Source organism: Streptomyces sp. NPDC046870 (genome assembly GCF_040704595.1).
In the GTDB taxonomy this organism is placed as follows: Bacteria; Actinomycetota; Actinomycetes; order Streptomycetales; family Streptomycetaceae; genus Streptomyces; species Streptomyces argyrophylli.
On record NZ_JBEYXM010000002.1, the window covers coordinates 687,920 to 703,070 of the forward strand.

Consider the following 15,151-nt stretch of genomic DNA (forward strand, 5'->3'; position numbering starts at 1 on the left):
TCGCGGGTGCCGGACCTGCCCGTCGCGTTTGTCTGGCACTCTCCAGGGGGGAGTGCCAGAGCCGAGACTATGACCGCGATTAGCACTCGGTCAAGCGGAGTGCCAATTGCCCGCGGCGCGTCGGCCGGATTCGCCACGCGAGGGCCGTCGTCCCGGGGGTCACCGCCGCCCCCGGACCCGCCGCCGGCGCCGCACCGGCCGGACCTCACACGTAGTCCTCCAGGCAGCCCGCCGTCAGCCCTCTCCCCTGGGCCTCCGTCAGCACCCGTACCGTCCGTTCCCACAGCGCCGGCCCCCTCGACTCGTCGGGGCCCACCAGGACGATGTCGCCGGGGCGCAGGTGGTGGGCGCCGTGGGTGTAGGTGAGGCCGGCCGGGGTCAGGGCGGCGCGCCACAGGACGAGCGTGGAGACGCCGCAGTCGGCCGCCGCGCGCAGGGTGGTGCGGTCGTAGGAGCCGTAGGGCGGGCGGAAGAGCCGGGGGCGGACGCCGAGGGCGGCACGGAGGCGGTCCTGCTGGCCGCAGATCTCGGCGCGCTGGCCGGCGTACGGCAGTCCGGCCGGGGCCCGGTGGTCGACGGTGTGGTTCCCGATGCCGGCGCCGAGGGCGCGCAGGCGGGCGAAGTGGGGGTAGCCGGGGGCGGCGACGCTGTCGGTGAGGAACAGGGTCACCGGGAGTCTCAGTTCGCGGACCATGTCGACGAAGCGGGGGTCCCGCTCGGCGCCGTCGTCGTAGGTGAGGAAGACGACCGGGTCGCGGGTGGGGACGCGGTCGACCACGGGGAGCGGGGCACCGGCCCGGGAGCGCTCGGCGAGCGGGCGGGCCGGGTGCACCGGGGAGCGGGCGAGGGGCCGGGGCAGGCCCCAGGCGCGGTAACGGTGGTCGGGGTCGGCGGCGTGCGGGCGTACCCCTTCGGCGGCCTTCTTGCCGAGCCGTTCGATGGGGTCGACGGACTGGGCGCAGCCCGTCAGGAGCAGGGCCGCGGCGAGGACCGCGGCCGGGCCCCGAGCCCGCCTCACAGGTAGTCCTCCAGGCGGGCCACCGCGTAGCCCTCGCGCGTGACCTTGTCCAGGAAGCGGCGCATGTCGTCCACCATCGTGCCGTCCCAGTCGTCCCGGCCGCGGAAGTGGGTGAGGACGATGTCGCCGCGGCGCAGCCGCTTGTCGTCCTCGCGGTACTCCCAGTGGTCGACGAAGACCTCCTCGTTCCAGATCGGCGCGTACCTGATGCCGCATTCCTTGGCGGCGACCAGGGTGTCCTGGTTGTAGTTGCCGTAGGGGGGACGGAAGACGGTGGGGGCCTTGCCGAACTGCTTCTTCATGACGGCCTGCATGCCGCAGATCTCGTCCTTCTGCTCCTCGTAGGACAGGCCCGGCAGGTAGGGGTGGTGCAGGGTGTGGTTGTTGAGGGTGTTGCCGTAGGACCGCATCTTCCGGAAGTAGGCGTAGTCGTCCTTGACCAGGTAGTCGCTGAGGAACGCGGTGTAGGGGACCTTGAGCTCGCGCATCATGGCGAGGAAGCGCGGGTCCTTCTCGGCGCCGTCGTCGATCGTCAGGAACACGACCTTGTCCCGGGTGGGGACGGTGGTGAAGACGGGGGGCAGGTTCCAGTCCTCCTGGTGGTCCACCTCGAACCCGTCACGGGCGGTGATCCTCGGCTTGGCCGCGGGGGGCGGCGGGGGCGTGAGCGGGACCTGGTCCAGCCCCCAGCGCCGGGCGGCGGCGACCAGCCGGGCGTGTTCGGCGGCCCGGCGCGCCGCCGGGTCCTGGGGCTGGGCGGGGCCGCCGTGGCCGGACGCGGTGCGCACGGACTCGGGTCCGGCGCAGCCGGAGAGCAGGGTGGCGGCGGCCAGCGTGGCGGCTCCGCCGCCGAGGGCCAGCCGCCGGAAACGAGTCCGACTTTTGTCATTTTGTACTACTGCTCGCATGGTGCCGGATCCTCCCAGGCCCCGGCCCTCGACCCCGGGCGACACCGCCGCCGGAGGCGCACCATCCACCGACTGGCCCACAATGACCCGGTGAACGACCTCGCTCTGCTCCTCACCCCCGAAGGCCGCGCCCTCCTCGACGAGGTGCGCGACACCGAGCCCGCCCGGGAGCTGGCCGTGGCCACCCGGCTGCGCCGCGACCACCCGGCCGAGCTGGTGTCCGCGGCGCTCGGCCAGGCCCGGCTGCGGCAGCGGGCCGTGGTGAAGTTCGGGCCCGAGGACGCCGGGCGCATGTTCTTCACGCCCAACGGGGTCGAACAGTCGACGCGGGCCTCCGTGGCGGCGTACCGGGCCGGGCGGCTGAAGGAGCTGGGCGTGGCCTGCGTCGCCGACCTGTGCTGCGGGATCGGCGGGGACGCCATCGCGCTGGCGCGGGCCGGGATCCGGGTGCTGGCCGTGGACCGGGACCCGCTGACGGCCGCCGTGGCGCGGGCGAACGCCGAGGCGCTGGGGCTGGCCGGGCTGATCGAGGTGCGCGAGGCCGACGTGACGGAGGTGGACACCGCCGGGTACGACGCGGTGTTCGTGGACCCGGCCCGCCGGGGCGGGCGCGGCCGGCTCTTCGATCCGGAGGCGTACTCGCCGCCGCTGTCCTGGGCGATCGAGGCGGCCCTCCGGGCGCCCCGCGCCGCACTGAAGATCGCCCCGGGGATCCCGCACGAGGTGGTCCCGGCCGAGGCCGAGGCCGAGTGGGTCTCCGACGGCGGCGACGTGAAGGAGGCGGTGCTGTGGTTCGGGACCGGGGCGCCGGGCGCGGTGCGGGCCACGCTGCTGCCGGGTCCGCGCACGCTGCTCGGCCGCGGGCTGCCCGATCCCGCGGTCCGTCCGGTGGGGCGGTACCTGTACGAGCCGGACGGCGCCGTGATCCGCGCGCACCTGGTCGCGGAGGTGGCCGAGGAGGTCGGCGGGGGGCTCCTGGACCCGACCATCGCGTACGTCACCGCCGACCGGGCCCGGCCCACGCCGTACGCCACCGGTTACGAGATCACCGACCGGCTCCCGTTCAACGTCAAGAAGCTCAAGGCCCTGCTGCGGGAGCGCGAGGTCGGCACGCTGACCGTGAAGAAGCGCGGCTCGGCGGTCGAACCGGAGGAGCTGCGCCGGAAGGTGCGACCGCAGGGGCCGAACGCGGCCACCGTCTTCCTCACGCGGGTCGCCGGGGCGCCGACGATGCTGATCGGCCACCCGCTCGGCTGACGCCCAGCCGCCGCCGCTCCCGCTCGTCGCGGGTCAGGGCCACCGCCGGCCAGAGGACGAGCCGCGCCGGAAGCCGAGACCACCGGCCACCGCCTGTCTCACGCGCGTCACCCGGGCGCCGACGACGCTGGTCGGCCGCCCGCCCGCCTGACGCTCAGCCGCACGCGTGCGCCCTGTCCCGCAACAGCCGCCGCTCCCGCTCGTTGTGGGTCAGGGCCGCCGCCCGCAGGAACTCCTCACGCGCCTCGGCGACACGGCCCAGACGGGCCAGCAGATCACCACGGACACTGGGCAGCGCAGGAGGACGAGCCGCGCCGGAAGCCGAGACCACCGGCCACCGCCTGTCTCACGCGCGTCACCCGGGCGCCGACGACGCTGGTCGGCCGCCCGCCCGCCTGACGCTCAGCCGCACGCGTGCGCCCTGTCCCGCAGCAACCGCCGCTCCCGCTCGTTGTGGGTCAGGGCCGCCGCCCGCAGGAACTCCTCACGCGCCTCGGCGACACGGCCCAGACGGGCCAGCAGATCACCGCGGACACTGGGCAGCAGGTGGTAGCCGCGCAGCGAGGGCGCGGCGGACACGGCGTCCACCAGCTCCAGGGCCGCCGCCGGGCCGTCGGCCATCGACACGGCGACCGCGCGGTTCAGCTCGACCACCGGGGACGGCGCGCGGACGGCCAGCAGGCCGTACAGGGTGGCGATGGCCTGCCAGTCCGTCTCCTCGTAGGTGTAGGTGCGCGCGTGGCACGCGGCGATGGCCGCCTGAAGGGTGTACGGGCCCGGGGGGCCGCTCGCGGTGGCCCCGGCGCGGTCGAGGGCGCGGACGCCACGCGCGATGAGCATGCGGTTCCAGCGGCGGCGGTCCTGGTCCTCCAGCAGCACCGGTGTGCCGTCGGGGCCGGTGCGGGCGGCGGCGCGCGACGCCTGGAACTCCAGCAGCGCGGTCAGGCCGTGCACCTCGGGCTCCTCGGGCATCAGCGCGGACAGCACCCGGGCCAGCCGCAGCGCGTCCTCGCACAGGCCGGGGCGCAGCCAGTCGTCGCCGGCGGTGGCCGCGTACCCCTCGTTGAAGATCAGGTAGATGACGTCCAGCACGGAGCCGAGGCGGGCCTCGCGGTCGGGACCGTACGGCACCTCGAAGGCGACGTTCCGCTTCGCCAGGGTGCGCTTGGCGCGGACGATCCGCTGGGCGACCGTCGGCTCCGGCACCAGGTAGGCACGGGCGATCTCGGCCGTGGTCAGGCCGCCGAGCAGGCGCAGGGTGAGCGCGGTGCGGGCCTCCGGCGACAGTGCCGGGTGGCAGGCGGTGAAGACCAGCCGGAGCAGGTCGTCGTCGATGTCGTCCGGGTCGGCCGGTGCGTCGTACGACGGCGCGGCCGTGGCCAGGTCGCGGCCGAGCTCGGCGAGCTTGCGGGCGTAGGTCTCGCGGCGCCGGACCAGGTCGACGGCCCGGTGCCGGGCGGTGGCCATGAGCCAGGCGCCGGGGTTGTCCGGCACCCCGTCCCGTGGCCACCGCTCCAGGGCGGCGACCAGTGCGTCCTGAGCCAGTTCCTCGGCGATGCCGACGTCCCGGACGATCCGGGCGACGCCGGCGATCACCCGGGGCGACTCCAGGCGGAAGACGGTCTCGATGGCGTGCGCCGTGGCGGGCTGTGTCTCCACAGCCCACCATGCAACACCCTGGACGGCGGCGGGCCAAACGGCCTCAGCCCTCGGCGATCTCCCGCAGCTCGCAGGCCAGCCGCCACTCCGGGCCGTGGATCTTCAGGAAGCGCTGCGTCCACTCCACGGCCTCGGCCCGGTCCTTGCACTGCATGAGCGCGTAGCCGCCGACGACCTCCTTGGACTCGGTGAACGGGCCGTCGGTCACGGACGCCTTCTCGCCGTTCCAGTCGATCCGGGCCGCCTCGGCGGAGGGGGTGAGCCCGGCGGTGTCGAGCAGCACACCGGCCTTGGTCATCTCCTCGATCAGCTCACCCATCCGCTGCATCAGCTCCGCGCTGGGGCCCCCGGCGGGGGCGGCGGACTCGTCGACGCGCACGAGCGACAGGTAGCGGGGCATGGTGACTCCTCGGGTACCGGCGGCGGGTCCGTTCCCGCCGCTCACCCTTGCGTCGAACGGCGGACACCCGGATCGACACGCTCGCGGAAAAATCTCAGGGATCTTCTCGACCGCCCCGACGGCCGGGCGGCACCGGCTCAGCGCAGGGAGGCCCAGAGGTCCTTCGCCGCCGGCTCCCGGGCGACGACCCGGTTGGGGTCGGAGGGCGCCGTCACGACCGGCATGGTGAGCGTCCGCACCCGGTCGGCGGTCAGTCCCTTCAGGCTCCGGCCGAGGCTCACCAGTTCGTTCAGGGAGTTCAGGCCGGTGTCGGTGGTGATGCTGGCGGTGACGGCGTCGGCGACCCGGTACAGCCGGGCGGGGTCGGAGAGCAGGCCGGCGCCGGAGATCCGCTCCAGCAGGGCCTTGACCAGCGTCTGCTGGAGTCCTATCCGGCCCAGGTCGCTGCCGTCGCCTATGCCGTGCCGGGTGCGGGCGAGGGCGAGGGCCTGCTTGCCGTCGAGGTGGTGGGTGCCGGCCTTCAGGTGCAGGTGGCTCTTGTCGTCGTCGATGTCCTGGCCGGTGGTGACGTCGACCCCGCCGAGCGCGTCGACCAGCTGGGCGAAGCCGGAGAAGTCGATCTCCAGGTAGTGGTCCATGCGGACGCCGGTGAGGGTCTCGACGGTCTTCACCGCGCACACCGGACCGCCCACCGCGTAGGCGCTGTTGAACATGGCGCCGTACGCCGGTGCCGTGCTGCCGCCGGAGGTGAGCGGGCAGGACGGGCGGGTGACGAGGGTGTCGCGCGGGACGCTGACGACGGTGGCCTTCGTCCGGCCCGCGTCGATGTGCACGACCATCGCGGTGTCGGACCGGGCTCCGCCGCTGTCGCCGCCGCCCAGCTCCTGGTTGGCCTTGCCGCTGCGCGAGTCCGAGCCGAGCACCAGGATGTTGAGGGAGCCGGTGGGCAGCGGGGAGGCGTCTGCCGGGCCGGTCGCGGACGGGGTGACCACGGCCCTGGCCGGACGGTCGTCGCCGAGTGCGCCGTCGATGTCGACGCTTGTGATGTTGCGGTCGAGGTGCCAGTAGGCCCAGCCGGCCGCCGCCAGGCCCAGGACCAGGGTGCCCGCCACGGCGAGGCCGACGATCTTCACCGCTCCCGACCGCCGGCCCACCCGTCTGCCCGCGTCGCCGTGCTCCTCGTGTCGCGTCACGACAGGAACATAAGTCCGAATTATTAGGGGACTGTTAGCGGAAGCCGTCAGAGTCGGCTTTCTTGTGAAATTCTCATCCACGCGACACCGGACGCCCCCTGGCACGGCCCGGCGGAAGACCCAAGGCCCTCCGCGCGGACCGCTACGCGGCCGGAGGCGCGTCCGTGCTCGACCGCACCACCAGGCTCGTCGCCAGCTCCACCCGGGTCGCCGCCCGCTCCTCCCGCTCGCTCCCCAGCTCCAGCACCAGCCGGGCCGCGGCCTCGGCCATCTCGGTGAGCGGCTGCCGGACGGTCGTCAGCGGCGGGCCCACCCAGCGGGCCACCGGCAGGTCGTCGAAACCGACCACGCTGAGGTCCTCCGGGACGCGCAGACCCAGCTCGCGGGCGGCCTCGTACAGGCCGAGCGCCTGGAGGTCGTTGCCCGCGAAGACGGCGGTGGGCCGGTCCGGGCGGCGCAGCAGCTCCAGGCCCAGGCGGTAGCCCGCGTCGTGGTGGAAGTCGCCGGCCACGACGAGGGAGGGGTCGACGGGCAGTCCGGCCGTCTCCAGGGCGGCCCGGTAGCCGTCGACCCGGGCCCGGCTGCACATCATCCGGGACGGGCCGCTGATCGCGCCGATCCGGGTGTGGCCGAGTTCCACCAGGTGGCGGGTGGCGGCGAGACCGCCCTGCCAGTTGGTGGCGCCGATCGAGGGGACGTCGGGCCCCGGGTCCCCGGCCGGGTCCATCACCACGAACGGGATGGAGCGGCTGGTCAGCAGCGCCCGCTGGGACTCGTCGAGTTCGGAGAGCACCAGCACCACGCCGTGCGGGCGGCGGGCGGCGACCTGGTCGGCCCAGGTGCGGCCGGGGGTGAGCCGGCCGGCCGACTCGGACAGGACCACGCTCAGCCCGGCGTCCCGGGCGACGTTCTCCACGCCCCGGATGACCTCCATCGCCCAGGCGCTCTCCAGCTCGTGGAAGACCACGTCGATCAGCGGAGAGCGGGAGGCCTCGGCACGGCGGCGCCGGTAGCCGTAGGCGCGCAGCAGCTCCTCGACGCGGGTGCGGGTGGCAGGAGAGACATCGGCCCGGCCGTTGAGGACCTTCGAAACAGTCGGAGCGGAGACCCCCGCCTCACGGGCGATCTCGGCGAGGGTCGCCGTCTGCGTTCCTGCGGGCTTCGAGGGCTTCATGCCCGCGATCGTATCCCCGACGGACCGCTTGACGAAGCCCTCGGTACACCGAGGACCACCGGAACATTCGAATGATCGGGCGAAACATTCGAGCGCATGCCCCGCACAACGCGAACACCCCGCCGCCGGGAACCCGGGGGCGGGGTGTCGAGTGGAGCGCCGGGCAGGCCTTGCACCTGCATCTCCCCGCAGGAAGCGGGGCGTCTTTCCTTGGACCACCAACGCACTGCGTCCGTACCGGTGTTCCGGCCGTTCGCTGTGTGATGATCATAGCGCAGTCGGAGCGGTTTCCCCAACTCAGTCCTCGGCCACTGCCTCGAACCGCCACCGGTGCACCGACCGGGTCACCAACTCCGGGTCCGGCTCCGGCAGTTCGGGCAGCGGGGCGTCGTACGGCGCGTCCCACCACGTGACGACCAGCACCCGGTCCTGCGGCGCGCGGAAGGTCTCGCGGCGCAACGGCTCGCCGGCGAGGGGCTGTTCGCGCACCCAGGCCAGCAGGTCCGCGCCCCGGCCCGCGACGGCCCGGGCCTCCCACATCAGGGCCACGGTCACGAGTAGAGGTTCTCCTTGCTGATCTCGTGCACGTGGTCGTGGCCGGGCACGTGCGGGTCGGTCACCGGCAGGGAGGAGTCGGCCGACAGGTCCCAGCTGGACGCGGCCCGGTTCCGGGCGACCATCTCGGCGCCGAGCGCCGCCACCATCGCGCCGTTGTCCGTGCACAGCTTGGGGCGCGGTACGCGCAGCCGGATGCCGGCCGCCTCGCAGCGCTCCTGGGCGAGCGCGCGCAGCCGGGAGTTGGCCGCCACACCGCCGCCGATCATCAGGTGGTCCACGCCCTCGTCCTTGCAGGCGCGGACGGCCTTGCGGGTCAGCACGTCGACCACGGCCTCCTGGAAGGAGGCGGCCACGTCGCGGACCGGGACCTCCTCGCCGGCCGCGCGCCTGGCCTCGATCCAGCGGGCCACGGCGGTCTTCAGGCCCGAGAAGGAGAAGTCGTACGCCGGGTCGCGGGGGCCGGTCAGGCCGCGCGGGAAGGCGATGGCCTGCGGGTCGCCCTCCTTGGCGTACCGGTCGATGACCGGGCCGCCGGGGAAGCCCAGGTCGAGCACGCGCGCGATCTTGTCGAAGGCCTCGCCGGCCGCGTCGTCGATGGTCGAGCCCATCGGCCGGACGTCCGAGGTGATGTCCGTCGAGAGCAGCAGCGAGGAGTGTCCGCCGGACACCAGCAGGGCCATCGTCGGCTCGGGCAGCGGGCCGTGCTCCAGCTGGTCCACGCAGATGTGGGAGGCGAGGTGGTTGACGCCGTACAGGGGCTTGCCGAGCGCGTAGGCGTACGCCTTGGCCGCCGAGACGCCGACGAGCAGGGCGCCCGCGAGACCGGGGCCCGCGGTGACCGCGATGCCGTCCAGGTCCTTGGCGCCGACCCCCGCCTCCTTCAGCGCGCGGTCGATGGTGGGGACCATCGCCTCCAGGTGCGCCCGGGACGCCACCTCCGGCACGACACCGCCGAAGCGGGCGTGCTCGTCGACGCTGGAGGCGACGGCGTCCGCCAGCAGGGTGGTGCCGCGGACGATGCCGACGCCGGTCTCGTCGCAGGAGGTCTCGATGCCGAGTACGAGAGGCTCGTCGCGTGAGTCAGTCATTGATATCGGTTCCTTGTACTGAGGCGGAGCCCGCGGCCGCGCCGCCGCCGGGTTCCGTGGTCAGGCGCATCACCAGGGCGTCGACGTTGCCCGGCTGGTAGTAGCCGCGCCGGAAGCCGATGGGGGTGAAGCCGAAGCGCTCGTAGAGCTTCTGCGCGGGGAGGTTGTCCACCCGGCATTCGAGCATCACCTCGTGGCACTCGAACGCGGTCGCCGCGCGCAGCAGCTCGGTCAGCAGGCGGGCACCGAGGCCGGTGCCCTGGTGGTCGCGGGCGACGGCGATGGTCTGCACGTCGGCCAGGTCACCGGCGGCGGCCAGGCCCGCGTACCCGACGATCCGGCCGTCGGCGGACTCGGCGACGAGATAGCAGCGGGTGGCCTCGGGGCCCCGGGAGTGGGCCAGCTCGGACCAGAACATGCCCCGGGACCAGGCGTCCTCGGGGAACAGGTCCCGTTCGAGCCCCAGGACCGGGTCGAGGTCCCACCAGCGCATCTCGCGCAGTCGGGGGGGTGCCGGCTGTGTCACTTGGGGGTGACCACCTTGTAGTTCTTGGGGACCTGGGCGTCCGGCCGGCGCAGGTACAGCGGCCGGGGGGCGGTGAGCTCCTCGCCCGCGGCCAGCTTCTCCGCGGCGAGCGAGGCGAGGGCGGCGGCGGACACGTGCTCGGGCTCGTGGGCGCGCGGGAACGTGTCCGGGTAGAGCAGCGCGCCGGCGCCGACCGCGGGCAGGCCCGCGACCCGCTCGGCGATGTCGGCCGGGCGGTCGACGGCCGGGCCGGTCAGCCGGGTCCGGGAGTCGGCGTACGTGGCCCAGTAGACCTCCTTGCGCCGGGCGTCGGTCGCCACCACGAAGGGGCCCTCCTCGATGTCGGCGGCGTAGGCGAGGCCGTCCAGCGTGCACAGGCCGTGCACGGGGACGCCGAGCGCGAGACCGAAGGTGTCGGCGGTCATCAGGCCGACGCGCAGGCCGGTGTAGGGGCCGGGCCCGGTGCCGACGACGATCCCGGTGACGGCCTCCAGCTTCAGTCCGGCCCGGGTGAGGACCCGGTCGACGGCCGGCAGCAGCAGCTCTCCGTGCCGGCGCGCGTCCACCTGGCTCGACGAGGCGATGACGTCGGTGCCGTCGTGCAGGGCGACGGTGACGGCGGGTGTTGCGGTATCCAGAGCGAGCAAGAGCACGCGAACAGCCTACGGCGCCCGCGCCGCCCGCAGGGTCGTCCGGGACGGACGGTCACCGACTGCTACGGTCTGTACCAAGTACGACATTTACACCGGATGACGGCACTAGGCAGAGGTGGCGCAGGTGGCAGGGACCAGCTCGGGGATCGTGGCCGCCCTCACCGCGGCGGCGCTGGGAACGGTCGGATTCCTCGCCTACCGGGCCCAGGCGACCGTCCCGGCGAGCCTGAGCCCGGGGCCGGCGGCGCACGCGACGCCCACCTCCAAGGCGCCCCGGGACCGGCACCACCCGACCGCCCTGCCGAGCGGCTCCGGAACGGGTGAACGGGTCGTGTACTCGGTGGACGACGACCGGGTCTGGCTGGTCACCCCCGGCAACCGGGTGCAGCGGACCTTCCCGGTGCGGCCGGGCACCGTCGACCCGCCGGCCGGCACGTACTGGGTCACGTCCCGCTCCAGCACGGCCACCGGCACGGACAGCGTCCCCATCGAGCACGTGGTGCGGTTCACCAGCGTGGACGGGGTGACCGTCGGGTTCAGCGCGCCCGTGGACGGCGGCACGGAGGGGACGGCGGCCGACCCCGGCGTGAAGACGGGCGGCATCCGGGAGACGCGGGTGGACGGGAACGCCATGTGGAACTTCGCGACGATCGGCGTGAAGGTCGTGGTGATCCGCTAGGGCCTTTCGTTCGGATCAGGCCCCGCGAGCCCGGCATGATCCGGACGAGGGGCCCTAGCAGCGGTGCCCGGACCCGCCGCCGGGCTGCCGCGGGGACGGCGTGGCGGAGGGCGCCCAGGCGACGGCGGCCGTCTGCTCGTCCCGCGCCGCTTCCAGGGGCTCGGGCCGCGGCGGCCTGGAGATCGCGTCCGCCGCAGCGCAGGCCGCCAGCAGATCACGCATGGACACCGGTTGCACCGTGGGCATGGACGCCTCCTGAGCTGCGGGGGCGGACGTACTTAGGTACACCTAAGTACGGGCTGGGTACCATGTGACCACGCCCGGGATGTCCTGCGCAATATCTTGCCGACGGCTTGTCGGAACGTGTCGGCGGTCTCAGCCGGAGAGCGTGTCCAGGTCCGTCTCGGACCAGCGTTCGCCCAGGCCGGTGACGGTCACGTGCCGCACCTCGTCGGTGGTGTCGCCGACCGCGCGGTGGATGACCACCTGGAGGCGGTCCTCGGTCAGCTCCTCGACCTTGCCCTCGCCCCATTCCACGACGATCACCGAGTCGGGCAGCGAGACGTCGAGGTCCAGGTCCTCCATCTCGTCCAGGCCGCCGGAGAGCCGGTAGGCGTCGACGTGCACCAGGGGCGGCCCGTCGCCGAGGGACGGGTGCACCCGGGCGATCACGAAGGTCGGCGAGGTGACCGCGCCGCGCACGCCCAGGCCCTCGCCGAGCCCGCGGGTCAGCGTGGTCTTGCCCGCGCCCAGCTCGCCGGAGAGCATCACCAGGTCGCCCGCGCGCAGCAGCTTGGCCAGTCGGCGGCCCAGCTCCCGCATCTGCTCCGGGGAGGTGACGGTCAGCTGGGTCTCAGCGGGGTTGTGCGGTGCTGCTGGTGCTTCCATAGCCACTTACGGTAGCCCCTGCGGGCACCGCACCCGCACGGGTGAGCAGGTCGGCGAGGCGGTCGGTGACCACTTCCGGGTGCTCCAGCATCACCAGGTGCCCCGCGTCCGGCACGAGCACCAGCTCGGCGTCGGGCAGCAGGTCGGCGATGGCCTCGCTGTGCTCGCTGGGCGTGACCAGGTCCTGGACGCCGGCCAGCACGAGCACCGGCATGTCGCGGAAGCAGACGAGCGCCCCGGTCTTGTCGTGGTCGGTGAAGGCCGGGTAGAACTCGGCGACCACGTCGATCGGGGTGGACTCGATCATCCGCTCGGCGAAGCGCTCCACGGCCGGGTCGACGTCCCGGCCCGCGAACGAGTACCGCTTGATGATCCCGGCGAACAGGTCGGCGGTGGCCCGGCGCCCCTTCTCCACCCACTCCGCCTGCTGTCCGAGCGCCCTGAGCACCCCGGGGAGGATCCGGCGGACCGCGTTGACGCCGGCCACCGGCAGCCCGAAGTTGACCTCGCCGAGCCGCCCGGACGACGTCCCGACGAAGGCGGTGGCGACGACCCGGTCCCGGATCAGCTCGGGGTACTGCGCGGCGAGGGCCATCATGGTCATGCCGCCCATCGAGTGCCCGACCAGCACCAGGGACCCGTCCGGTGCGGCGGCGTCGAGCACGGCCTTCAGATCGCGGCCGAGCTGGTCGATGGTGACGGGCTCCCGGTCCCGGGTCTGGGCCACGCCCCGCCCGGACCGCCCGTGGCTGCGCTGGTCCCAGTGCACCGTCCGTACGACCCCGCGCAGGGCCGCGCGCTGGAAGTGCCAGGAGTCCTGGCTGAGGCAGTAGCCGTGGCAGAAGACGACGGTGACCGGGGCGGGGGCCTTGCGGCCGAAGAGCCGGCGCCGGCGCGGCGACACGTTCGGGCCGGCGTCGGGCTCGGCCTCGTCGATCTCGTAGTACAGCTCGGTGCCGTCGTCGGCGTACGCCTTGCCGGGGGTGCCGCGCAGGGTGCCGTAGGGGCCCGCCGCGTCCAGCGCCAGCCGGGCCCTGCGGCGCATTCCGCGCCCCACCGTCATCCGTTCGATGGCGACACCGGCCGCCGCTCCCGCGGCGAGCACGCCTATCGCGGCACCGGCGATGCCGGTCGCCCTGCGCCAGCTCCCGGCCGCCCCCGCGGCGGAGGCGGCGGCCGCCGAGGCGACGACGTCCGCCACGAGCTCCGCGCTGCTCTCGGTCACGTACCGCTCCTGTTCGCCGTACTGCAGTTCGCCTGGGTGGGTGCCGCCGAGGAACGGGTTACCCGAGTTCTTGCGCGTTCACATGAAGGCGCTCACCTGGACGCGGTGGACGCGTTCACGCGGGCGCGTTCACATCGGCGCGTTGACATAGACGCGGGGAACGCGCGTTCCGATGCGTGTGACGATCTCGTACGCGATCGTGCCGCAGGCCTGCGCCCAGTCCTCGGCCGTGGGCTCACCGCGGTCACCGGGCCCGAACAGCACGGCCTCGCTGCCCACCGGGGGCTCGTCACCGCCCAGGTCGACGACGAACTGGTCCATGGCGACCCGCCCGGCGATCGTCCGCCACTTGCCGCCGACCAGCACCGGGCCGGTACCCGAGGCGTGCCGCGGGATGCCGTCCGCGTAGCCGACGGGCACCAGGCCGAGCGTGGTGTCGCCGGGCGTGACGTAGTGGTGGCCGTAGCTGACGCCGTGTCCGGCCGGGGTGTGCTTGACCAGGGCCAGCGAGGCGCTGAGCGTCATCACCGGGCGCAGCCCGAAGTCCGCCGGGGTGCCCAGCTCCGGGCTGGGCGAGACGCCGTACAGGGCGATGCCCGTGCGGACCAGGTCGAAGTGGGAATCGGGCACGGTGAGGGTGGCCGGCGAGTTGGCGATGTGCCGGACCTCGGGCCGTACGCCCTGTGCCTCGGCGTACGCCAGCATCTCCCGGAACCGGGTCAGCTGGGCGGCGATGGACGGGTGCCCCGGCTCGTCGGCGCACGCGAAGTGCGACCACACCCCGGTGACGCGGACCAGCCCCTCGGCCTCCGCGCGCAGGGCGGCACCGACCAGCTCGGACCAGTCCTCCCCCGGCTGACAGCCGTTGCGGCCGAGTCCGGTGTCGGCCTTGAGCTGCACGCGCGCGGGACGGCCCGCCGACCGGGCGGCCTCGACGACCTCCCGCAGGGCCCACATGCCGCTCAACGAGACGTCGATGTCGGCCTCGATCGCCTGCCGCCAGGGCCCGCCCGGCACCCACAGCCAGCACAGGATGCGGCCGGGCAGCCCGGCCGCACGCAGCGCCAGGGCCTCTTCGGCCGTGGCCGTGCCGAGCCAGCTCGCGCCCGCCGCGAGGGCGGCGCGGGCGCACGGCACCGCGCCGTGGCCGTATCCGTCGGACTTGACGACGGCCATCACGGCGGCGCTCCCGGCCCGGGCGCGCAGGGTCCGCACATTGGCGCGCAGGGCGCCCAGATCGATCTCGGCGCGGGCGCGCAGGGCGGCGGTCGGCACAGCTGGTGTCTCACTCATGGCACCCCCAGTCTCTCAGAGCCGCCCTCCGCGGGACGTGGGCCGGTCCCGCCGTCGCGTCTCCGGCCGCCACGGGGGTGCGGGTGCGCGGGGGCTGTGTGCGCAGTTCTCCGCGGTCATCGCCCGGGCGGCGGGCGCGTGCGGGCCGGTCGCGCAGTTCCCGGCGCGCCCGGGGAGTTGCCCCACCGCCCGCCACATCGCGCCGCCCGGCCGGACCCGCCGCCGGGCAACGGTCGTCGCCAGGCCGCAGGCGGGTGCGGGCCGAGCGCGCAGTTCCCCGCGCCCCTGAGGAGTTGCACCACCGCCCGCCACACAGCACCGCCCGGCCGGACCCGCCGCCCAGCTCCGGTCGTCGCCAGGCCCCGGGCGCGTGCGGGCCGAGCGCGCAGTTCCCCGCGCCCCCGGGGAGTTGCCCCACCGGCCGCCACACCGCACCACCCCAGCCGGACCGCCGCCCAGCTCCGGTCGTCGCCAGGCCGCAGGCGCGTGCGGGCCGAGCGCGCAGTTCCCCGCGCCCCCGGGGAGTTGCCCCACCGCCCGCCACACCGCACCACCCCAGCCGGACCGCCGCCCAGCTCCGGTCGTCGCCAGGCCGCAGGCGCGTGCGGGCCGAGCGCGCAGTTCCCCGCGCC

Annotated in this window: 17 protein-coding genes; 2 read left to right on the plus strand and 15 right to left on the minus strand. The window is 74.3% G+C overall.

Annotated elements, in window-relative coordinates; genetic code table 11:
- Positions 1-205 precede the first annotated feature (205 nt).
- Positions 206-1,018 carry a polysaccharide deacetylase family protein gene (locus AB0946_RS07505; RefSeq protein WP_366759641.1) on the minus strand — a complete coding sequence of 271 codons (813 nt, stop codon included), beginning with the start codon at positions 1,016-1,018 and terminating at the stop codon, positions 206-208.
- Positions 1,015-1,926: a polysaccharide deacetylase family protein gene (locus tag AB0946_RS07510; RefSeq protein ID WP_366759643.1), complete on the minus strand. Its 912-nt coding sequence runs from the start codon at positions 1,924-1,926 to the stop codon at positions 1,015-1,017. Before AB0946_RS07510 ends, AB0946_RS07505 begins: the two co-directional genes overlap by 4 nt.
- 90 nt (positions 1,927-2,016) lie before the next feature.
- Here AB0946_RS07510 and AB0946_RS07515 point away from each other — a divergent pair, with 90 nt between their 5' ends.
- A complete protein-coding gene (locus AB0946_RS07515) occupies positions 2,017-3,183 on the plus strand; it encodes a class I SAM-dependent methyltransferase (RefSeq protein ID WP_366759644.1) in 1,167 nt (388 codons plus the stop codon).
- Positions 3,184-3,337: 154 nt separating this feature from the next.
- Here AB0946_RS07515 and AB0946_RS07520 read toward each other — a convergent pair whose 3' ends face one another.
- From AB0946_RS07520 to tsaB, 9 genes are all read right to left on the minus strand, one after another.
- Complete coding sequence (locus tag AB0946_RS07520; protein WP_366759645.1) at positions 3,338-3,514, minus strand: hypothetical protein; 177 nt, start codon at positions 3,512-3,514, stop codon at positions 3,338-3,340.
- A 71-nt stretch (positions 3,515-3,585) separates the two neighbouring features.
- Positions 3,586-4,842, minus strand: coding sequence for an RNA polymerase sigma factor (locus AB0946_RS07525; protein ID WP_366759646.1), 1,257 nt, complete (start codon positions 4,840-4,842; stop codon positions 3,586-3,588).
- 43 nt (positions 4,843-4,885) lie between these two features.
- The gene (locus AB0946_RS07530) at positions 4,886-5,242 is read right to left on the minus strand and encodes a YciI family protein (protein WP_366759647.1); all 357 of its coding nucleotides are present in this window, start codon (positions 5,240-5,242) and stop codon (positions 4,886-4,888) included.
- Positions 5,243-5,379: 137 nt separating this feature from the next.
- Positions 5,380-6,435: an LCP family protein gene (locus AB0946_RS07535; RefSeq protein WP_366759648.1), complete on the minus strand. Its 1,056-nt coding sequence runs from the start codon at positions 6,433-6,435 to the stop codon at positions 5,380-5,382.
- A 142-nt stretch (positions 6,436-6,577) separates the two neighbouring features.
- On the minus strand, positions 6,578-7,609 hold the full coding sequence (locus AB0946_RS07540) for a LacI family DNA-binding transcriptional regulator (protein WP_366759649.1): 1,032 nt from the start codon (positions 7,607-7,609) through the stop codon (positions 6,578-6,580).
- A 297-nt stretch (positions 7,610-7,906) separates the two neighbouring features.
- Positions 7,907-8,164, minus strand: a complete 258-nt coding sequence (locus tag AB0946_RS07545; protein ID WP_366759650.1) for a hypothetical protein — start codon at positions 8,162-8,164, stop codon at positions 7,907-7,909.
- On the minus strand, positions 8,161-9,255 hold the full coding sequence (gene tsaD, locus AB0946_RS07550; protein ID WP_366759651.1) for a tRNA (adenosine(37)-N6)-threonylcarbamoyltransferase complex transferase subunit TsaD: 1,095 nt from the start codon (positions 9,253-9,255) through the stop codon (positions 8,161-8,163). Before tsaD ends, AB0946_RS07545 begins: the two co-directional genes overlap by 4 nt.
- Entirely contained in the window at positions 9,248-9,748 is a 501-nt protein-coding gene (gene rimI, locus AB0946_RS07555; protein WP_366759827.1) for a ribosomal protein S18-alanine N-acetyltransferase, read from the minus strand. Before rimI ends, tsaD begins: the two co-directional genes overlap by 8 nt.
- A 29-nt stretch (positions 9,749-9,777) precedes the next feature.
- Positions 9,778-10,434 carry a tRNA (adenosine(37)-N6)-threonylcarbamoyltransferase complex dimerization subunit type 1 TsaB gene (gene tsaB, locus AB0946_RS07560; protein ID WP_366759652.1) on the minus strand — a complete coding sequence of 219 codons (657 nt, stop codon included), beginning with the start codon at positions 10,432-10,434 and terminating at the stop codon, positions 9,778-9,780.
- Positions 10,435-10,558: 124 nt separating this feature from the next.
- Between tsaB and AB0946_RS07565 the strand changes: the two genes are divergently transcribed.
- Positions 10,559-11,113: a hypothetical protein gene (locus AB0946_RS07565; protein WP_366759653.1), complete on the plus strand. Its 555-nt coding sequence runs from the start codon at positions 10,559-10,561 to the stop codon at positions 11,111-11,113.
- A gap of 54 nt (positions 11,114-11,167) precedes the next feature.
- Here AB0946_RS07565 and AB0946_RS07570 read toward each other — a convergent pair whose 3' ends face one another.
- The 4 genes from AB0946_RS07570 to alr form a co-directional block, all read right to left on the minus strand.
- Positions 11,168-11,359 carry a hypothetical protein gene (locus tag AB0946_RS07570; protein ID WP_366759654.1) on the minus strand — a complete coding sequence of 64 codons (192 nt, stop codon included), beginning with the start codon at positions 11,357-11,359 and terminating at the stop codon, positions 11,168-11,170.
- Between the two features lie 129 nt (positions 11,360-11,488).
- Positions 11,489-12,001 (minus strand): tRNA (adenosine(37)-N6)-threonylcarbamoyltransferase complex ATPase subunit type 1 TsaE, encoded by a 513-nt coding sequence (tsaE, locus tag AB0946_RS07575; protein WP_366759655.1) that lies wholly within the window; start codon positions 11,999-12,001, stop codon positions 11,489-11,491.
- On the minus strand, positions 11,967-13,226 hold the full coding sequence (locus AB0946_RS07580; protein ID WP_366759656.1) for an alpha/beta hydrolase: 1,260 nt from the start codon (positions 13,224-13,226) through the stop codon (positions 11,967-11,969). Before AB0946_RS07580 ends, tsaE begins: the two co-directional genes overlap by 35 nt.
- 129 nt (positions 13,227-13,355) lie before the next feature.
- Positions 13,356-14,519 (minus strand): alanine racemase, encoded by a 1,164-nt coding sequence (alr, locus tag AB0946_RS07585; protein ID WP_366759657.1) that lies wholly within the window; start codon positions 14,517-14,519, stop codon positions 13,356-13,358.
- Between the last annotated feature and the right edge of the window lie 632 nt (positions 14,520-15,151).

Coding starts and splice junctions, on each gene's coding strand:
- AB0946_RS07570 (WP_366759654.1), bottom strand. CDS start 11,359: ATGCCCACGGTGCAACCGGTGTCCATGCGTGATCTGCTGGCGGCCTGC.
- tsaE (WP_366759655.1), bottom strand. CDS start 12,001: ATGGAAGCACCAGCAGCACCGCACAACCCCGCTGAGACCCAGCTGACC.
- AB0946_RS07530 (WP_366759647.1), bottom strand. CDS start 5,242: ATGCCCCGCTACCTGTCGCTCGTGCGCGTCGACGAGTCCGCCGCCCCC.
- AB0946_RS07540 (WP_366759649.1), bottom strand. CDS start 7,609: ATGAAGCCCTCGAAGCCCGCAGGAACGCAGACGGCGACCCTCGCCGAG.
- alr (WP_366759657.1), bottom strand. CDS start 14,519: ATGAGTGAGACACCAGCTGTGCCGACCGCCGCCCTGCGCGCCCGCGCC.
- rimI (WP_366759827.1), bottom strand. CDS start 9,748: ATGCGCTGGTGGGACCTCGACCCGGTCCTGGGGCTCGAACGGGACCTG.
- AB0946_RS07510 (WP_366759643.1), bottom strand. CDS start 1,926: ATGCGAGCAGTAGTACAAAATGACAAAAGTCGGACTCGTTTCCGGCGG.
- tsaD (WP_366759651.1), bottom strand. CDS start 9,255: ATGACTGACTCACGCGACGAGCCTCTCGTACTCGGCATCGAGACCTCC.